At 51.8% G+C, this 18,999-nt stretch carries 15 protein-coding genes; 13 read left to right on the top strand and 2 right to left on the bottom strand.

Annotated elements, in window-relative coordinates; genetic code table 11:
- Positions 1 to 19: 19 nt before the first annotated feature.
- The 7 genes from pseC to KB559_RS14340 all read left to right on the top strand — a co-directional run bounded on the left by pseC (position 20) and on the right by KB559_RS14340 (position 8,333).
- Positions 20 to 1,189: a UDP-4-amino-4,6-dideoxy-N-acetyl-beta-L-altrosamine transaminase gene (gene pseC / locus KB559_RS14370; protein WP_211022621.1), complete on the top strand. Its 1,170-nt coding sequence runs from the start codon at positions 20 to 22 to the stop codon at positions 1,187 to 1,189.
- 369 nt (positions 1,190 to 1,558) lie between these two features.
- Positions 1,559 to 1,756, top strand: coding sequence for a cold-shock protein (locus KB559_RS14365; RefSeq protein ID WP_007132290.1), 198 nt, complete (start codon positions 1,559 to 1,561; stop codon positions 1,754 to 1,756).
- A 205-nt stretch (positions 1,757 to 1,961) separates the two neighbouring features.
- Positions 1,962 to 2,465, top strand: coding sequence for a VanZ family protein (locus tag KB559_RS14360; protein ID WP_211022620.1), 504 nt, complete (start codon positions 1,962 to 1,964; stop codon positions 2,463 to 2,465).
- 234 nt (positions 2,466 to 2,699) lie between these two features.
- Positions 2,700 to 3,260: a ribosome hibernation-promoting factor, HPF/YfiA family gene (gene hpf, locus KB559_RS14355; RefSeq protein WP_211022619.1), complete on the top strand. Its 561-nt coding sequence runs from the start codon at positions 2,700 to 2,702 to the stop codon at positions 3,258 to 3,260.
- 268 nt (positions 3,261 to 3,528) lie between these two features.
- On the top strand, positions 3,529 to 6,036 hold the full coding sequence (gene secA, locus KB559_RS14350) for a preprotein translocase subunit SecA (protein WP_211022618.1): 2,508 nt from the start codon (positions 3,529 to 3,531) through the stop codon (positions 6,034 to 6,036).
- A gap of 110 nt (positions 6,037 to 6,146) precedes the next feature.
- A protein-coding gene (gene prfB / locus KB559_RS14345; protein ID WP_211022617.1) for a peptide chain release factor 2 occupies positions 6,147 to 7,260 on the top strand; the annotation gives its coding sequence in 2 pieces (ribosomal slippage) (positions 6,147 to 6,218 and positions 6,220 to 7,260; 1,113 coding nt in all).
- Between the two features lie 185 nt (positions 7,261 to 7,445).
- Positions 7,446 to 8,333 carry a YitT family protein gene (locus KB559_RS14340; RefSeq protein WP_211022616.1) on the top strand — a complete coding sequence of 296 codons (888 nt, stop codon included), beginning with the start codon at positions 7,446 to 7,448 and terminating at the stop codon, positions 8,331 to 8,333.
- A gap of 75 nt (positions 8,334 to 8,408) precedes the next feature.
- Here the strand turns inward: KB559_RS14340 and KB559_RS14335 are convergent, their stop codons facing one another.
- Positions 8,409 to 9,956 carry a zinc ribbon domain-containing protein gene (locus KB559_RS14335; protein ID WP_211022615.1) on the bottom strand — a complete coding sequence of 516 codons (1,548 nt, stop codon included), beginning with the start codon at positions 9,954 to 9,956 and terminating at the stop codon, positions 8,409 to 8,411.
- Positions 9,957 to 9,986: 30 nt separating this feature from the next.
- Positions 9,987 to 10,907, bottom strand: coding sequence for a hypothetical protein (locus KB559_RS14330; protein WP_211022614.1), 921 nt, complete (start codon positions 10,905 to 10,907; stop codon positions 9,987 to 9,989).
- Between the two features lie 278 nt (positions 10,908 to 11,185).
- Here KB559_RS14330 and argC point away from each other — a divergent pair, with 278 nt between their 5' ends.
- The 6 genes from argC to KB559_RS14300 all read left to right on the top strand — a co-directional run bounded on the left by argC (position 11,186) and on the right by KB559_RS14300 (position 18,937).
- Positions 11,186 to 12,238, top strand: coding sequence for an N-acetyl-gamma-glutamyl-phosphate reductase (argC, locus tag KB559_RS14325; RefSeq protein WP_211022613.1), 1,053 nt, complete (start codon positions 11,186 to 11,188; stop codon positions 12,236 to 12,238).
- 444 nt (positions 12,239 to 12,682) lie between these two features.
- Entirely contained in the window at positions 12,683 to 13,915 is a 1,233-nt protein-coding gene (gene argJ, locus KB559_RS14320) for a bifunctional glutamate N-acetyltransferase/amino-acid acetyltransferase ArgJ (protein WP_211022612.1), read from the top strand.
- 52 nt (positions 13,916 to 13,967) lie between these two features.
- Positions 13,968 to 14,810 carry an acetylglutamate kinase gene (argB, locus tag KB559_RS14315; protein ID WP_211022611.1) on the top strand — a complete coding sequence of 281 codons (843 nt, stop codon included), beginning with the start codon at positions 13,968 to 13,970 and terminating at the stop codon, positions 14,808 to 14,810.
- 643 nt (positions 14,811 to 15,453) lie between these two features.
- Complete coding sequence (locus KB559_RS14310) at positions 15,454 to 16,713, top strand: acetylornithine transaminase (RefSeq protein WP_211022610.1); 1,260 nt, start codon at positions 15,454 to 15,456, stop codon at positions 16,711 to 16,713.
- The gene (gene argF, locus KB559_RS14305) at positions 16,710 to 17,678 is read left to right on the top strand and encodes an ornithine carbamoyltransferase (RefSeq protein WP_211022609.1); all 969 of its coding nucleotides are present in this window, start codon (positions 16,710 to 16,712) and stop codon (positions 17,676 to 17,678) included. The genes KB559_RS14310 and argF overlap by 4 nt, the downstream gene beginning before the upstream one ends.
- 23 nt (positions 17,679 to 17,701) lie before the next feature.
- Positions 17,702 to 18,937: an argininosuccinate synthase gene (locus KB559_RS14300; RefSeq protein WP_211022608.1), complete on the top strand. Its 1,236-nt coding sequence runs from the start codon at positions 17,702 to 17,704 to the stop codon at positions 18,935 to 18,937.
- The last annotated feature ends 62 nt before the right edge of the window (positions 18,938 to 18,999 follow it).

Below are 18,999 nucleotides of genomic sequence, written 5' to 3'. Positions count from 1 at the left end.
TTCTAAAGGAGGGGTACCGATGAAACCAGAAATCCGATCAAGTATGTTACCTTATGGACAACAATGGTTGGACGAAGATGATATTAATGCTGTAGTGAAAGTTCTTCGAAGCGACTTTATTACTCAAGGACCGGCGGTTAGGGAGTTTGAGGCAAAGGTAGCGAATTATGTGGGGGCTAAATATGCCGTGGCCTATGCCAACGGAACGGCTGCGCTTCACGGGGCATGCTACGCGGCTGGCATTGGTCCGGATGACGAGGTCATCACCAGCCCCATTACTTTTTTGGCAACGAGTAACTCTGTACTCTATCAAGGAGGTACTCCGGTTTTTGCGGATATTGATATGAATACCTACAATATTTCACCCGATAAGATCCAAGCTGCAATCACAAACAAAACAAAAGCTATCATTGCGGTCGATCTTACGGGGCAACCGGTAGAGGCGGATCGGATATCTATGATAGCCCGGAATCATAATTTGGTGTTTATCCAGGATGCCGCTCACTCTTTGGGTGCCAGCTATGACGGTAAGAAAGTCGGCACATTAGCGGATATGACCATGTTTAGCTTCCATCCTGTCAAGCATGTAACGACTGGAGAAGGGGGAGTGATCGTTACTGATGACGAAACCTACTATCGTAGACTCCTTCAGTTCCGAAATCACGGAATGACTAGAGAACCCGAAGAAATGATGAGGAATGATGGTCCTTGGTATTATGAGATGCAGTCTCTTGGTTACAATTACCGGATGACGGACATGCAGGCAGCACTTGGTGTATCGCAAATGGATAAACTAGATGGCTTTATAATGAGAAGAAGAGAAATTGTTAAGGCATACAATGAGCAACTTTCGGATATTAAAGGGTTAGTTCTTCCTCAGCAGCACCCTAAGGCAGATTCGAGCTGGCATCTATATGTCGTTCGATTTCTAGCTGATTGTTTTGATGGGTCAAGAAGAGAAATATTTGAAGCGCTACGACAGTACAACATTGGTGTTAATGTTCACTATATACCTGTTTATTTGCAGCCGTACTATAAAGGCTTAGGATATACGGAAGGCATTTGCCCGAATGCCGAGGCGTATTACGAAACAGCCATAACACTGCCACTTTTCCCTAAGATGAGCGACAAAGATGTGTCTGATGTTATCGCGGTGGTAATAGAGGTGGCCCTCCGTTATGCAAGGTAAAAGCTATAATGGAGCCTGAGATGATTAAAGTTTATAGCCTTCCTAGCACCATATAAACACCCATTTGTTTATGAAAATATATTTTACGATCTATTTCGCAAATGATAAGTTCAAAGATGCATAATATTCATTCTCTTGTTTCACCACCGCTCTCCCTGGTTAATGAATAAGGAGGGCTCTTTTTTTCATCCCGCCGCTAACTAACTTTCCTAGACACGCCAGTTTTTATTCGACAAGGATTTACAATATTTTTACAGGAAAACCTAATCCTTGGTAATTGACACTGGTGAAGTTTGGGTGGTATAGTCAGAAATGTGGGCTTGGTCACAGGGTCACACTCTTATTTGATAATGAAGGGAATGTTAGTGCATGCAAGGTAAAGTGAAATGGTTCAACGCAGAGAAAGGTTATGGCTTCATCGAGACTGAAGAGGGCGGCGACGTATTCGTACATTTCTCCGCAATCCAATCGGAAGGTTTCAAAACTCTGGAAGAAGGACAATCCGTCGAGTTTGAAATCGTTGAAGGCGCTCGTGGACCGCAAGCCGCTAACGTAATCAAATTATAATCATCCCGGCACAGCCGCGACCTACATATAACGGTATGATGGTTAAGAATTGAAGATTCGCTAGCAACAGACCCTGGGAACTTACCCGGGGTCTTATTTTGTTGTTTCGGTGAGGTTTCGGGGAAGGGCGCAAGTACCTTCGCGTCCATGCCTTTTGAATCCGCACCAATGCTTCAACATAGCAGATTCTAAACGAGGTGAGTTCATGAATTTCCGTAAGCTTCTCAAATGGATTCCAGCATTAGCTATCATGATACTGTTATTCGCTCTTTCGGCCCAGTCATATGAGGAGCAGAACCTGCAGCCCGAAATCGAGAGGAAGGTTACTCATACCTCGGCCTCCGAATGGTTGGATGGAATCTCCTTTACTTATGCAGGACGGGAGATTAGTGCCGAGAGTTTGGGAACAGCAGGCTTTATCGAATTTTTCATTCGCAAGGGCGCCCATTTTTCGGTGTATGGATTGCTAGGGTTATTTGCGGCATTTGCCTTGAATTCCGGACGAAGGGGAAGGGACTTTGGCTGGACTTTGGCTATCTCCTTTCTCTATGCCTGCTCGGATGAACTGCATCAGACCTTTATGCCGGATCGGACCGGACTGGTGGAGGATGTGTTGCTGGATACGACGGGCGCAGCATTCGGTGCTCTTGTTATGCTCCTGATCTGGAGGATCGTTGAACGAAGGAAGGCCAAAGCCCGGCACGATTAGCGTTAAAGCAAAAGCACAACTTGAACTAAAGAATGGGATGCAGTATCCTTGCTCAACTTATGGTCATAAAACATTCAAAATTACCGCAGCTCCAGCACCCGGGCACTCTGCGGTTTATTGAGCTGAAACAGCGCTGTTAGCTTAGTTAGGCAGCACTTTATGCTGGATTTACAATTTTTACTTTGGGCTAACATCGTGGTATAATGAAGGTGTAAAGCAAAGGAGGAGTGCCCAATGAATTATAGTATTCGTGGACAACAAATTGAAGTGACTGAGGCCTTGAGAGACTATGTTGACAAGAAGCTCAGCCGGCTTGACAAGTACTTTGATGCACCCCTTGCTTCCGAAGGTCACGTCACTTTAAGTGTCGTGCGCGGCTTGCACGTGGTTGAGGTAACGATACCACTTTCCGGCGGCGTTGTGCTTCGTGCAGAGGATCGCAGCGATGATATGTATGCATCGATGGATGCGGTTGCGGACAAGCTCGAACGCCAGATTCGCAAGCACAAAACGAAGATTAACCGTAAGTTCCGCCAAGAGGGCAGTCTGAAGACGTTGTTCGTTGAGAATACGGCCGGTAACGGCAACGTAGCTACGATGGAAGACATTGACGACGATTTGGAACTGGTCCGCACCAAGCGCTTTAATCTGAAGCCGATGGATGTGGAAGAAGCAATTTTGCAAATGAACATGGTTGGCCACAATTTCTTTGTTTTCTCCAACATTGATACGCAGGAAATTAACGTGGTTTACAAACGGAATGACGGGAAATACGGGCTGATCGAGAAAGAATAGATACCTATTTTTTGTTAATCTCGTGATCCATCATTTATTTTTAGAATAATTATTAACGTATCCAATCATGACGATTGTTTGAATGAGAGTGGTAATTCTTGCAATTGAAGTAAAAGGAACGAGCCTTTACCCGTGCGCGGGTAGGGCTCTTTATTCGTATAGATGGGGTTTTGACAGTGCCCCGGCGGTGATACCGTGTGTTGCGGCATGCCTTACAAACTGTTACAATTTAGGCAAATCATCTGTTTATGCATGAAAGGGGTAAACCATGCTGGGATTAATGAAGAAGATTTTTGGCGACACGAACGAACGTGATGTCAAACGTCTTATGAAGACGGTAGATTATATTAATACATTGGAACCACAATTCGAAGCTCTTTCGGACGAGCAGCTGCAAGCGAAAACCGCCGAGTTCCGTGAACGGATCGAAAAAGGCGAAACGCTGGATGAGCTTTTGCCGGAAGCTTTTGCAACAGTAAGAGAAGCGTCCAAGAGAACGCTGGGTATGCGCCATTTTAACGTACAGCTGGTGGGCGGGATGGCCCTTCATGAAGGCCGGATCGCTGAGATGAAAACCGGTGAAGGTAAAACCCTGGTCGGGACCCTGCCGGTTTATTTGAATGCGCTCCTGGGCAAGGGAGTTCACGTCGTTACCGTCAACGATTACTTGGCCCAGCGCGATAGCCAGCAAATGGGACAAATTTATAATTTCCTAGGAATGACCGTAGGGGTCAATCTGAACGGCATGGAGCATCATGAGAAGCAAGAAGCTTATGCCTGCGATATTACTTATGGAACGAACAATGAGTTCGGTTTTGACTATCTCCGCGATAACATGGTGCTGTACAAGGAACAAATGGTACAACGCCCGCTCTACTTCTGTATCATTGACGAAGTGGACTCCATCCTGATTGACGAAGCACGGACCCCGCTGATTATTTCCGGACAAGCCCAGAAGTCGACGGAGCTGTACTACGCCGCTGACCGTTTTGTGAAGCGCCTGGTTGCCGAAGAAGATTATACGGTGGATATTAAGGTAAAAGCGGTATCCCTTACCGAAAAAGGGGTAGCGAAAGCCGAGAAAGCGTTCGGCATCGAAAACCTCTATGATCACAGCCACATTACTTTGAATCACCATGTCGTACAGGCGCTTAAAGCGAACGTAATCATGCGTCGTGACGTAGACTATGTGGTGACTGAAGATGAAGTTCTGATCGTCGATGAGTTTACGGGCCGGATTATGCAAGGCCGCCGCTATAGCGACGGATTGCACCAAGCGATCGAAGCGAAGGAAGGCATCGAGGTTCAAAACGAATCTATGACGCTCGCTACGATTACGTTTCAGAACTACTTCCGGATGTATCGCAAACTGGGCGGGATGACCGGTACGGCCAAGACGGAAGAAGAGGAATTCAAGAAAATTTACGGCCTTGAAGTGCTGCAGGTGCCGACGAACCGGCCGAACCAGCGTCAAGATTTGCCGGATGTTGTATATAAGAGCGAAAGCGGCAAATTTAAAGCTGTGGTTGACGAAATCGTCAACCGTCATAAGCTGAACCAGCCGGTGCTTGTCGGTACGATTTCGATCGAGAACTCCGAACTGGTCTCCGAAATGCTGAAGCGCAAGGGCGTACCTCATAAAGTCCTGAACGCGAAGTATCATGCCGAAGAGGCCGAGATCATTTCCCGTGCCGGTGAACCGGGCTCCGTGACGATCGCCACCAACATGGCGGGACGCGGGACCGACATTTTGCTGGGCGACGGCGTATCCGAGGTTGGCGGCCTGCATATCATCGGTACGGAGCGGCATGAATCGCGCCGGATCGATAATCAGCTGCGCGGCCGTGCCGGTCGTCAGGGCGACCCGGGTTCGACCCAGTTCTATCTGTCCCTTGGCGATGAACTGATGAAGCGTTTTGGTGCCGACAATGTTCTGAACATGATGGATCGTTTGGGCTTTGAAGAAGATCAGCCGATCGAGAGCAAAATGATCACACGTGCGATCGAATCCGCGCAAAAACGGGTAGAAGGCAATAACTTCGACGTTCGTAAAGTCGTTCTTCAATATGACGATGTCATGAATCAGCAACGCGAAATTATTTATAAACAGCGCCGCGAGCTGCTGGAATCCGAAAATATCAAGCAAATTATCGTAGATATGATCAAGCCGGTCATCGAGCGAGTTGTCGAAGCGCACACCAGCGATGAGATTCCGGAGAACTGGGAACTGCAAGAAATTGCCGATTACGTCAACAGCAAGCTGTTGGATGAAGGCGCAGTTACCAAGGATGAGCTCTGGGGTAAAGAGTCGAACGAAATGGTGGATTATATTTTTGACCGTGTCATGGTAAAATATGATGCACGCGAACAAGCGCTGGGCGAGGAAATGGTCCGCGAGTTCGAAAAAGTAATCGCCCTTCGTTCGGTTGACAGCAAGTGGATGGATCACATCGATGCCATGGACCAATTGCGCCAGGGGATTCACCTTCGCGCCTACGGCGGCACGGATCCACTGCGTGAGTACCAGTTCGAAGGCTACGAGATGTTCAATCAGATGGTTGCCAGCATCCAGGAAGAAGTGGCCATGTATATCATGAAAGCCCAAGTGGAAACGAACCAGGAACGTCAAGCGGTCGTGGATGAGGATAAGATCTCTACCAGCGGTGAACCGGCCGAGAAGCGTCCGGTCAAACGCGGGGAAGAAATCGGGCGTAATGACCTTTGCCCTTGCGGCAGCGGCAAGAAGTACAAACATTGCCACGGGCAGAACGCATAAGAGAGCCGAGAGATCAGGAAGCTCTGAAAGAAAGCGGGGGGCCGTCCGTGTCGGATGGCATCCCGTTTTTCGCTTGCATATTATTAATTTGAGAAAGGTGGTATTACAGCATGATCGATCCGAGCGTAAAACAGGACATGCGAGAAATAACCAAGAAATTATCCAACCTTAGGGGGTCTCTTTGACTTAGACCTCAAGCAGGAAATGATCGCGAACTATGAGGAAAAGATGGCGGCTCCCGATTTTTGGGACGACAACGATAAAGCACAAAGCTTAATTGCCGAGCTCAACGCCGTCAAATCTTCCGTGGATCAATACAGCGCGCTGCAGCAGGAGTACGACGATGCTGAAATGATGGCGGAGCTGGCCGAGGAAGAGGGCGATGAGTCGCTCGCCGCGGAGATCGGCGCATCGGTGGCATCGCTGGTGAAGAAGCTGGAGGAATTCGAGCTGCAGCTGCTGCTGAACCAGCCTTACGATAAGATGAACGCGATCCTGGAGCTGCATCCGGGCGCCGGCGGCACCGAGTCCCAGGACTGGGGCCAGATGCTGCTGCGGATGTACACTCGCTGGGCAGAGAAGCGCGGCTTTAAAGTGGAGACGCTCGACTATCTGCCGGGCGACGAAGCGGGGATCAAGAGCGTCACCTTGCTGATCAAAGGGTATAATGCATACGGCTATTTGAAGGCGGAAAAAGGCGTGCACCGCCTGGTGCGCATCTCCCCGTTCGACTCTTCCGGCCGCCGTCATACTTCTTTTGTCTCCTGCGACGTAGTGCCGGAAATTACGGAGGACGTGGAAGTCGATATCCGGACGGAGGATCTCAAGATCGATACGTACCGGGCCAGCGGCGCGGGCGGCCAGCACATTAACACCACGGATTCGGCGGTGCGGATTACGCACTTGCCGACGGGCGTTGTGGTGACGTGCCAGAACGAACGCTCGCAGATCAAGAACCGGGAGCGCGCGATGACGATGCTCCGTTCCAAGCTGTACGAGCGCAAGCTCGAGGAGCAGCGGAAGGAGCTGGATGAGATCCGCGGCGAGCAATCCGATATCGCCTGGGGCAGCCAGATCCGTTCCTATGTCTTCCACCCGTACAGCATGGTCAAGGACCATCGCACTTCGGTGGAGACGGGCAACGTTGGCGCCGTCATGGACGGCGATCTCGATGCCTTTATCGACGGATACCTGCGGAGTCAGATTCAGAGCGAAGCGCAATAATGCAATACTCCCGGCATTTGTCACTAGGCAAGCCGGTAGAAAAAGGATAGAACCGATTCCTGCACCGCGGAAGTCCGGTCAGGAAGGGACGCTGTCTTCCCCCTAGGAAGCAAGTATCTCTTCCAGTGCCGGTCGCATCCGCCAAGGTGCGGGAATTTTTTTGGATCAGTGAGGAGGGGCAAGCGGTGCCGCCGAAAACCCGCAAACGCAGAATTAACGAATACATTCCATTAACCGGACCCGCCCGGCATACGATCGACACCCTGATGATTATCGTGGGGTCTTTCATCACCGCGTTGGCCTTTAATTTATTTTTGGTGCCGAATCACATCGCTTCCGGCGGGGTGTCCGGCTTGTCCGTCATCGCGCAGTCGCTGTTCGGCATTGAACCCGCCTACACGCAGTGGGCTCTGAATATTCCGCTCTTTATTGCGGGATTTATGCTGCTAGGCCGGGATTACGCGATCCGTTCCCTGCTTGGAACGGTGGTACTTCCGTTGTTTGTCTTTTTAACCAAGGATTTTCCCGTGCCGACTACAGATCCGCTGCTGGCTTCTTTATATGGCGGGATCGGCGTTGGCCTCGGTCTGGGCATCGTGTTCCGGGGCAGAGGCTCTACCGGCGGATTGTCTACGCTGGCTCAGATTATTCAGAAGTACAGCGGCCTGAGCCTTTCCGTATGCGTAGTGCTTATGGATGGCATGGTGATCGCTCTTGCCGGCTTCATTCTTTCACCTGAAAAAGCGCTGTACGCGCTGATCGGCCTGTACATTACAGGCAAGATTATCGATGCCATTGAGCTAGGCTTCAATTATACAAAGGTGGCTTATATCATCGCGGATAATACCGAAGCGATCTCTAAGGCGGTGCTATCCGAGCTCGACCGCGGGCTGACGAAGCTGAATGCGCAAGGCGGCTACACGGGGGATAATCGGACCGTGCTTATGGTCGTCGTCGGCCAGAGCGAAGTGACCCGGCTTAAGACGCTGGTGCAGACCTTGGAGCCGACGGCTTTTGTCATCATCACGAACGCCCATGAAGTATTGGGCGAAGGCTTCAAGCGAACACCGTGACGCTTCTACCATCTACCGAGTAATAAAAAAGCAACAAGGGCGAGCTCCGTATCCGGGAGTCTCGCCCTTGTTTTTTTACATCATTAATTCTTCGGTATCCGCATTATTAAAATAATATTCATCATAGAAGTCCGTTACGATCCATTGCCCATCCTTATACGTCAGCTCGCAGGCCTGATTAAAGATGGTGTCTTCGGAGGCGGAATTACTCGGATCCTCAGAAAGACTGAAGGATTGGCTGAAATGAGCTTGAACGCTGACATTGGCCCGTAAATCCTCGCCCCATTCCAACAGCTCGATGCTGCTCATATCGAAGACGACTTTGTTTACTTTGCCATCATATACAATATTCTGTGCCTGCATTTCCTGAATCAAGTAATCTACGGCCTGCTTAACTTCACCCGACATATGGGAAGCGGTTGAAGTATCCTGCGAACTCAGTGCAGTCGCCAACTCCTGGAAGAAGCTCTGGGTCGCGGATTTAACCGATTCCCGGAAATCCTCGTTTTCCGGTTCAAGATCCGCTTGGATATAATCCGTGTCGATCGGGAAGACCTCACTTTTTATAACGCCCCAAGGGAATTCTTTTTCCACATAAGCCTCGCTGCTGCCGTCTACAAGAATTGGTCCGATGTCCGCATAGTCCCCATGAGTGAGGCCGGTATCTTTACCATCGATAAAAATAGCCGCATCTTCATAGTTGGAAGCTATCCGTATATAATTGCCGTCCAAATCCAGATCCACGTCGTAGTAAGCAATGGGGTCGCTCAAGGTTAATGTCTTTTCGGCTTCCATGGAGGCGTAATCCCCGGTGTACTTTGCTTTGAACGTGTGTTTGCCAGGCATTACGGGGCCGACTTTATCTCCGTAGTATTCCTCTTTGGAGGTAACCAGTTCTTTTCCGTTTACCGTAATTTTGGTTCCGGCATAGGTGGTAGTGACATAAGGGTAAAAAGGCGTAACTACCAGTGCGTAATCATTGTAAAAAAGGAGCCGTTTGCCGGTCTTCTTGACTTTGACGATGGAATCGTCATAGCTTCCCATGGCCAGCATGGCATCTTTTTTCTGTTTGTACAATTTGACCTGGGCCCGCAAATCTTCAGCGACGGCAGCCCGGTTAAAGGTGTCGTCCTTGAGATAATCCAGCAGCGGTTTCACGCTGTCCTTGTCAACGACCAGACTCTTTTCCCCCGGTTGAAGCATCGACGCGAGGGTTTCGGCATCGCCGTCTTTCAAAGCTTTTTCAAATTTGGCAATGAGCCGGTTTCCGTCGGTCAGATAGGCACCGGTGGCATAAAGGCCGCCAAGGATAACAACGAAGGCAAGCACCCCGATCACAATCCACTTGCGACGCTTGATCCAGGACAGGAAGGAGCCTGCTCCTTTCTTCCATTCGATTTTGGCCTCCTGCTCGGGAAGGGACTGGGCAGGTACGTAAGCCGGAATATTTGCCGGTTCAACTACCTGACTAGGTGTTGCTGCTGCCGGTTCAACCACCGGAGTAGGTGCTGCCGCTACCGGTGCATTCGCCGGTTCGATCTTCTGTTCAACCGGGGCCCCGCATTCCGGACAGAATTTGACCTGGGCCTCAAGTTTTGTTCCGCATTCAATACAATAACTCATAGATTATTCCTTAACCTCCCAAAAGTGAATTTAGAACAACCCGCCGAAGCCAAAGCCCAAGCTGGAATTTGCAAATTTGACGAGAATGTATCCGAAGGCCAGGTTCGCAATGACGGCTCCGTAGAGCGGATCCAGTCCATTCATGCTCTCTTTGCGGAAGCTGAGCACGGTTGCGGTGATGGACCCAAAAATCAAGGCCAGAGAAATCATAAACAGGAAGAGGCTGAATTTGTCTCCCAACTCAAGCACGAAACTTAGTATGCAGAGCAGCAAGGACGCCGTTGCCGGAACGAGCATCGTTCCGAGCTTTGCGGTGACGGCCATAAAGTCGGTAGCAATACGTCCGAGCCGGATGGCTGCAAAAGCAAGCGCGCTGGCCAGAATCAAGGCGATCCAGATCAGCAGGAACGGCCGGAGCACTCTTTTTCCGAAATATTCGCCATATCCGTCCAACAGGTTAGGAATATAAAAGACCAGCGGAAGCAATAACGAAGTTAAAATAATGGTCAGCAGCCCGTTCGTGAAATGCGGCTTGCCGACATTTTTGGCCGTCATGAAAGGATGCATTAAAGCCTTGATGTAAAAATTGCCGAACTGCTTGCTGATTTGGGAGCCCTGCTGCACGAATTGGCTCTGTTTCACCTGGTCCCAGCCTTTGGCCATGGAAGGCAGTGCGGGAACTTCCTGAGGTGTATGTGCCGGTGGTGCCGAGGCAGAAGCTGCCGGCTGTATCTGTGGTGGTGCAGAAACTGGTATGTATGCCGGGGCCGGAGCCGGGGCGGGCGAATTGGCTGGTGTCATCGTCGGAAACGAAGCCGCCTCGGGCGCCGATGCCGATGCTGATGCCGATGCAGACGTGAAATCCGGTCCTATGTGGCCTTCCATAGCTGCGGCGGATTCAACCGGGGCCTCCTGCACAGATTGCTCAGTCAGCGGCACTCCGCATTTCACACAAAATTTTCCTTTCTCATAAACCTGACCACACTGCATACAAATCATATGTAATCCAACCTCCTAAAGTTATGTAAAAGCACAGATACTTCCAGAATAGTTGTTAAACAATCACTGCGTCAAACCATTAATTGGTATATAATCAAAAAAGGCTGACATAAATCAAAATTATTTCATTGTATATATATAAATGTGAATGTATAATAATACGTAATTGCAATTAGGAATGCATCAGACGGAATTTATAGAGCCGTAAGAGGGGAAAGAGAGGTAAGCTTGTGAGTGGAGAAAAATTAAAAGTCGCTATTGTCGGTTCCACCGGATATGGAGGGGTGGAGCTGATTCGTTTTTTATTGGGGCATCCGGAGGTGGAGATCACATCCGTCATCTCGTCATCAAGCTCGGGTTTACCGATTACGGACGGATTTCCGCATCTGAGCGAAATTGTGCTGCAAAACCTGGAGGCTGTTGATCCGCAAGCGATTGCTGAAAAAGCGGACGTTGTATTCACAGCCACGCCGTCGGGCGTCAGCGGCAAGCTGGTTCCAGAGCTGTTGGCAGCCGGACTTAAAGTGATCGATCTCTCGGGAGATTTTCGGATCAAGGACGGGGCGGTTTACGAAACCTGGTATAAGCATGAAGCTCCCGCCGCTGAACTGTTGGAACAGGCGATTTACGGATTAGCTGAGCTGAACGGCGATGCCGTTAAGGGTTCGGAGTTTATCTCCAATCCAGGCTGTTACCCGACCGCAACGCTCCTGGGCTTAATCCCTGCACTCCAAGCAGGCTGGATCAATCCCAAGTCGATTATTATAGACGCTAAATCAGGGGTATCCGGAGCGGGCCGGGGCACGAGCCTAATGACCCATTATGCGGAAATCAATGAAAACCTGAAAGTATATAAGGTCAATAAGCATCAGCATATTCCCGAGGTGGAACAATGCCTTTCGCAGATTGCCGGCGAACCGGTAACCGTTACGTTTACGACCCATCTGGTACCGATGACCCGGGGGATTATGACCACGATGTATGCGGGGCTGATTGGGACCCACACCGAGGCGGAGCTTGTGGAGTTGTATCGCCACTATTATGAGGGTCGGCCGTTCGTACGTGTTCGTGAAGCCGGGAAGTGGCCGGCTACGAAGGAAGTGTTCGGTTCGAACTATTGCGATATCGGCTTTGCCGTAGATGAGCGGACCGGGCGGCTGACCATCGTATCCGTCATCGACAACGTAGTTAAAGGTGCCGCAGGCCAGGCGATTCAGAATTTGAATCTGATGATGGGCTGGGACGAAACGACAGGGCTTTTGTTAAGTCCGGTATATCCATAGATTAGCCATTATAAAATGAACTGAAATAAATTCAACTGATATTGCAAGTTCAAAAAGTCGGCTTTTCAGCACCGAGAAGGTTGCGAGAATCCGAAGAAGGAGGAACGGAGTGTAGGCAAAACCTACATGAGTACCGGACTTCGAGGGTGAACGCAAGATTCGATGTCGAATCAACCACTTGAAAGACCTCGTGATCAAAAGATGGCTTTTTGACTACCTCGAATGATTATATAAGTGTGAGTTCAAAAAGTCAGGTTATCAGGACCAAGAAGGTTGGATGAAGCTAGGGACTGAGTAGCGGAGCGTACATGGGTACGTGAGCAACGGAAGGCCCGACTGAATTCAAGATTCGACGTCGAATCTGCTTCATGATCCCCTTCGTCGTGGAAAGATGACTTTTTGAACAACCTCTAGATTTGTTCGTCAAAACGAAAGGAGAAGGTCATGGGAGTAGTTAGTTTGTTTAGCGTGGCGCCGGAGGGCTCCATTACCTCGCCGAAGGGATTTCGGGCAGGAGGGCTGCACTGCGGCTTGAAAAAAACGGCGCGCAACGATCTCGGTGCGATCGTGTGCGAGGTGCCGGCGGTGGCGGCGGCCGTTTATACGACGAACGTGTTCCAGGCCGCCCCGTTGAAAGTGACGCGTGAGAGCATCGCGTCAGGCGGGCGGCTGCAGGCCGTCGTCGTCAACAGCGGCAACGCCAACGCCTGCACCGGGAAGCAGGGCGAAGCCGATGCTTACGCCATGCGGGCCGCCGCGGCAGACGCCCTCGGGCTGGCTGAGCACGACATCGCCGTCGCTTCGACCGGCGTCATCGGCGAGTTGCTGCCGATGGACCGGGTCTCGACGGGGATCGCCGGTCTGCCGGCTGTGCTGTCGGCTGAGGACGACGGGGCCGAGCAATTCTGCCAGGCGATTCTCACGACCGACCTCGTAAAGAAAGAGGTCTGCGTCCGGCTGGCGGTCGACGACCGTGAAGTATTGATCGCCGGGGCCGCCAAAGGCTCCGGCATGATCCATCCGAACATGGCGACGATGCTCGCCTTTGTGACGACCGACGCCGCTGTGGAGCCGCAGGCGCTGCAGCAATTGCTCGGCGCTACGACGGACGTGACCTTCAATATGATCACGGTCGACGGCGATACGAGCACGAACGACATGCTGGTCGCCATGGCCAGCGGCCTGGCCGACAACCGGCCGCTGGCGCCGGGCCATCCCGACTGGGAGGCCTTCGCGGCCGCATTCCGGCACGTGTGCGAGACGCTCGCGCAGGCAATCGCCCGCGACGGTGAAGGCGCCACGCGCCTGGTCGAGGTGACGGTGGAAGGCGCCGTCACCGAACAATCGGCTCGGGCGATCGCCAAGACGGTGATCGGCTCGAGCCTGGTGAAGTCGGCCGTATTCGGAGCCGACGCCAACTGGGGCCGCATCATCGCGGCGGTCGGCCGCGCCGGGGAGCCGGTGAACCCGGAAACCGTCGATATCAAGCTTGGCGATATCGTCGTATTATCCGGTTCCCGGCCGATTCCTTTCGACGAGGAGGCAGCCCTCGTCTACCTGCAGGGCGACACGGTAACCATCCATGTCGACCTGCATAACGGCAAAGGCAGCGCCACTGCGTGGGGATGCGATTTGACCTACGACTATGTAAGAATCAATGCGGCTTACCGCACTTAACCATAATAGAGGATAAGATAGCTACCGATTTGACGGAGAGAGGAGCGTTAAGATGAGAATCGTATTGGAAGGCGGCCAGCTGTCCGCCGCAGGCCTTGGCCTCGGCGCGAAGCGGACGTTTGTCATGAAATGTGGAGGAAGCACACTGGAGGAATTGCCGGATTCGTTTTATAAAGATCTGGCTGAACTGCAGGAGAACGGAACTCAGCCTGTGATCGTGCATGGCGGCGGACCGGCTATCTCGGACAACTTGGGCAAACTCGGGATCGACACCCATTTCGTGAACGGGTTGCGTTATACCTCTGAAGAGGTGCTGGACGTAGTCGAGATGGTACTGGCGGGCAGCATCAACAAGAAAATCGTTCGCCGGATCGGTCAATCGTCAGGCAAGGCAGTCGGTTTGTCTGGCGTCGATGGTGCTCTGATTCAGGCGAAGCCGGTGACAAACTCAGCCGAAGTTGGCCTCGTGGGCGAAGTAACCGGCGTCAATGCGGCGCTCATCGAAGGCGTAGTGAAGCTCGGCTTCATGCCGGTCATCGCTCCGGTCGGCATCGATGCGGACGGACAGCGTTACAATATTAATGCCGACACCGCTGCGGGAGCGGTGGCTTCCGTGCTGGGGGTTCAGCAGATGATCGTGGTTACAGACGTGCCCGGCATCTTAAAAACGGTCAACGGTGAGAAAAGAGTACTTCAAACGGTGACCGTCCAGGAAATCGAAGACATGATTCAGACCGGTGAGATTTACGGCGGAATGATCCCTAAGGTACGGGCGGCGATTGCCTGCATCAGCGGCAAAGTTAATGAAGTCGTCATCGTGGACGGCAGCGAGCCCGGCGTCTTGCGCAAGGTACTGGCAGGCGAAACGATCGGCACAAAAATCGTGCGCATGTAGTGGCACGTCCTTCATTTAATGCGTTATAGTAAAAGAAGAATATCGCGTTGCATCGAGAAAATGTGATTGGATTTAATCCAATTAAACGTTAGGAACTTTAGGGAAACTGGCTCTTCATTGTATAAAATCCAACGAAAAAGCCGGAAAAGCACAGCTTTCATAGTTTTTTGGGGAAGTCATTGGATATTATCCAATGACTTCGTCCGAAAAGCAGATAAATCGCTAGTTAGTTGGAAAATCTCCAATGAGTTCGGCCGATGCGCTTGATGATAGGTTTGCAGCTGATTCAGATAGGTGATAGGTAATTGGATATTTCCAACTATAATTTCGATCAAACGCCGTTTGGCGGAGTTTCATTGGAAATATCCAATAGGATAGGGACAAAGATGGGGCTTGTACTGCTTTTTGCGGAAACTCATTGGAAATATCCAATAGGGGTGCTAGGTATGGCGAGAATTCGTTAAATCTATTGGAAATATCCAATGAGATGGGACTTGGAAATGGAATTGGACTTGAATCCAACCTAACCCAATCCAACCCAATCCAATCCAACCCAATCCAGCGAGTGGGGCTTACCCGACAGAAGAAACAAAACGATCCAATTCATAATTAGATTAAATTTTAACCGATAGGAGTGAAAAGGATGGCACAAAGCGATCTTCAGGAGAATAAGACGGCTGCCGGCACAGTTCAAGAGGGGACGGGGGAACGCGGAGGGGCAAGCGCATTGTTTCCTACATATTCACGCTATCCGCTCAGCCTGGTAAAAGGCCACGGAAGCTGGGTCTGGGACGATCAAGGCAACCGCTATCTCGACTTTATGAGCGGGCTGGCCGTGACCAGTTTGGGGCATGCGCCGGAAAAGGTTAGGGAGAAGGTTAAGGCCCAGCTCGACGAGCTCTGGCATGTCTCCAACCTGTTCCAAATTCCGCAGCAGGAAAAAGCGGCTCGTATGCTAACCGAGATCAGCTGCGCCGACGCGGTGTTTTTCTGCAACAGCGGGGCGGAGGCGAATGAGGCCGCTATCAAGCTGGCCCGCCGCTATCACCAGAAGGTGAAAGGGACTGACTGGTACGAAGTGATCACGTTCGAACAGTCGTTTCACGGACGCACGCTGGCGACGCTCACCGCGACAGGCCAGCAAAAAGTGAAGGACGGCTTCCTTCCGCTCCCTGCAGGCTTCAAGACCGTGCCGCTTCACGACATGGACGCTTTGAAGGCAGCGATCGGACCGAATACGGCGGCCGTGATGCTGGAGATGGTTCAAGCCGAAGGCGGCGTGCATCCTGTGGATCGCGGATTTGTGCAACAATTGGCTGAACTGTGCAAGCAGGAAGGTTTGCTGCTGATCATCGACGAGGTGCAGACAGGCATGGCCCGGACGGGAACCTGGTTCGCTCATGAGCAGTACGGGATCGAGCCGGATATTTTCACGGCGGCTAAAGGAATTGCCAGCGGACTGCCGGCAGGAGCCATGCTCGCCAAGGAATACCTTCGTGAAGCCTTCACGCCGGGGACGCATGCGTCGACCTTTGGCGGCAACCCGGTTTCAGCTTCCGCTGTGGTGGCGACGATCGAGACGATGAAGGAAGAAGAGATTCCGAAACGGGCGGCCGAGATGGGCAAGTACCTGAGTGATCGACTGCGGGAGTCGCTAGCCGATAACCCGTTCGTGAAAGAAATTCGCGGACTCGGGCTGATTATCGGCATTGAATGCGCGGAGCCGGTAGGCGATATCGTGACAGCTGGACAGAAGAACAAATTGCTGTTCGTAACAGCAGGTCCGAACGTAATTCGGCTGCTTCCGAATTTGAAGGTGACCCATGAAGAGGTCGATCAGGCGGTCGATACGCTTGCGGCTCTGATTGCGGCCCATACCGCGAAGGAGGATAATAATCAATGAGCCTAACCGAATCAACTAAAGACACAAGCATAAGCATCGGCCTCAAGGGACGCGACCTGCTTGAACTGGACGATTATACAACGGAAGAGATACAGTATTTGATCGACTTGGCGATCGAGATCAAGGCCAAGCAGAAGAACGGAGAGGTTTACCAGCCTCTGAAGGGCAAGACCATCGGACTTATTTTTGAAAAATCGTCGACCCGGACCCGCGTGTCCTTCGAAGTCGGAATGTTCCAGCTTGGCGGACACGCGCTGTTCCTGAGCAAGAACGATATCCAGCTCGGCCGCGGCGAGACGATCGCCGATACGGCTGGCGTGATGTCGCGTTACCTCGACGGAATCATGATCCGTACGTTCGGTCATGATAAAGTCGTTGATCTGGCCAAATACGCAAGTATTCCCGTAATCAACGGTTTGAGCGATCTGGCCCATCCGTGCCAGGTGTTGGCCGATTACCAAACCATTTATGAGCACAAAGGCGTCCTGAAGGGCTTGAAGCTGGCCTATGTCAGCGATGGCAACAATATGGCGCACTCGCTCATGATCGGCGGAGCCAAGCTTGGCGTTCATGTGTCGGTGGCGAGTCCGGAAGGCTATGAGCCTGATCCGCAAGTCGTCGCGAGCGCCCAGGAAATCGCTAAGTCTACCGGTGCGATCATCGAAGTGGTCCGCGATCCGAAGGACGCGGTGAAAGATGCCGACGTCATCTATTCGGACGTATGGGCGAGCATGGGCTTTGAAGAGGAGCAAAAGGCGCGCGAAATCGCATTTGCATCCTATCAAGTCGATGAAGCCTTGGCCGCACACGCGAAACCGGACTATTTGTTCATGCACTGCCTGCCGGCACACCGCGGTGAGGAAGTCAGCGAAGGCGTCATCGACGGCAAGCATTCGGTTATTTTTGATCAGGCGGAAAACCGGCTGCACGCGCAAAAAGCGCTGATGGCAGCTTTAATGGGATAATTTTTTAGGAGGCTTCGATTATTATGGCAAAAGAAAAAATCGTACTGGCGTACTCGGGCGGACTGGACACGTCGGTTATTCTGAAATGGCTCAAAGAAACCTATGACGCTGAAATTATCGCCTTTACGGCGGATATCGGCCAGAAGGAAGAACTGGACGGACTGGAGGAAAAAGCGCTGGCTACCGGCGCCTCCAAGGTGTACATCGACGACCTGCGCGAGGAGTTTGCCAAGGACTTCATCTATCCGATGTTCCAATCGGGAGCCCTGTATGAAGGACAATACCTGCTCGGCACAAGTATTGCCCGTCCGCTCATCGCGAAACGCATGGTGGAAATCGCCCGCGCCGAAGGCGCTACGGCCATTGCCCACGGCGCTACGGGTAAAGGCAACGACCAGGTGCGTTTTGAGTTGGCGGCGGCTGCGATCGCGCCGGAAATCTCCGTTATCGCCCCTTGGCGTTTGAGTGAATTCCGCGACCGTTTCCCGGGCCGCGCTGAAATGATCGCTTACGCGGAAGAGAACGGCATTCCGGTTACCGCTTCTGCGGCTAAGCCTTACTCCATGGACCGCAACCTGCTGCATATCAGTTACGAAAGCGGCGTGTTGGAGGACCCTTGGTTCGATGCTTCTGCACCGGAAAACAAAGGGATGTTCCTGCTTAGCGCATCGCCGGAAGATGCTCCGGATCAGCCGGAGTACCTGGAGCTGACTTTTGAGCAAGGCAATTGCGTCGCATTGAACGGCGAGCAGCTTGATCCGCTTCGTGTTATGGAGAAGCTGAACGAGCTTGGCGGCAAGCACGGCATCGGACGGGTAGACATGGTCGAGAACCGCTTCGTCGGCATGAAGAGCCGCGGCGTATATGAGACGCCAGGCGGTACGATTCTGTTTACGGCTCACCGCAAAATGGAGTCGCTCACGATGGACCGCGAAGTGATGAACCTTCGCGACAGTCTGATCACCCGTTACAGCACGCTCGTGTACAACGGGTTCTGGTTCGCTCCGGAACGTCTCGCCTTGCAGGCCCTTGTCAACGAGAGCCAAAAGAACGTAACGGGAACGGTGCGAGTGAAGCTGTACAAAGGTAATATTATCGCGGCCGGCGTCAAGAGCCCGGTAAGTTTGTACAATCCGGATATCGCGACCATGGAAGCTGATCCGACGCAAGCTTACGACCAGGGAGACGCTACCGGATTTATCCGGCTGAACGCGTTGCGCCTGAAAGTGGGTTCTGGAGTAGAGCAAAACAGTAAGTAAGTCTTCTTAAACGCAATTAATCATTCACAAGATTAACGGACCGTCTGGCCGTTTCCTTACGC

The organism is Paenibacillus sp. Marseille-P2973 (assembly GCF_018101095.1).
In the GTDB taxonomy this organism is placed as follows: Bacteria; Bacillota; Bacilli; order Paenibacillales; family Paenibacillaceae; genus Fontibacillus; species Fontibacillus vini.
Note: the sequence above shows the minus strand (reverse complement) of the source record. Positions and strands in the feature narration are given on the sequence as shown.

What these genes read in the sequence shown, in the direction of transcription:
- pseC (WP_211022621.1), top strand. Translation starts at nt 20, where the DNA reads ATGAAACCAGAAATCCGATCAAGTATGTTACCTTATGGACAACAATGG.
- KB559_RS14365 (WP_007132290.1), top strand. Translation starts at nt 1,559, where the DNA reads ATGCAAGGTAAAGTGAAATGGTTCAACGCAGAGAAAGGTTATGGCTTC.
- KB559_RS14360 (WP_211022620.1), top strand. Translation starts at nt 1,962, where the DNA reads ATGAATTTCCGTAAGCTTCTCAAATGGATTCCAGCATTAGCTATCATG.
- hpf (WP_211022619.1), top strand. Translation starts at nt 2,700, where the DNA reads ATGAATTATAGTATTCGTGGACAACAAATTGAAGTGACTGAGGCCTTG.
- secA (WP_211022618.1), top strand. Translation starts at nt 3,529, where the DNA reads ATGCTGGGATTAATGAAGAAGATTTTTGGCGACACGAACGAACGTGAT.
- KB559_RS14335 (WP_211022615.1), bottom strand. Translation starts at nt 9,956, where the DNA reads ATGAGTTATTGTATTGAATGCGGAACAAAACTTGAGGCCCAGGTCAAA.
- argJ (WP_211022612.1), top strand. Translation starts at nt 12,683, where the DNA reads ATGGGAGTAGTTAGTTTGTTTAGCGTGGCGCCGGAGGGCTCCATTACC.
- argB (WP_211022611.1), top strand. Translation starts at nt 13,968, where the DNA reads ATGAGAATCGTATTGGAAGGCGGCCAGCTGTCCGCCGCAGGCCTTGGC.
- KB559_RS14310 (WP_211022610.1), top strand. Translation starts at nt 15,454, where the DNA reads ATGGCACAAAGCGATCTTCAGGAGAATAAGACGGCTGCCGGCACAGTT.
- argF (WP_211022609.1), top strand. Translation starts at nt 16,710, where the DNA reads ATGAGCCTAACCGAATCAACTAAAGACACAAGCATAAGCATCGGCCTC.
- KB559_RS14300 (WP_211022608.1), top strand. Translation starts at nt 17,702, where the DNA reads ATGGCAAAAGAAAAAATCGTACTGGCGTACTCGGGCGGACTGGACACG.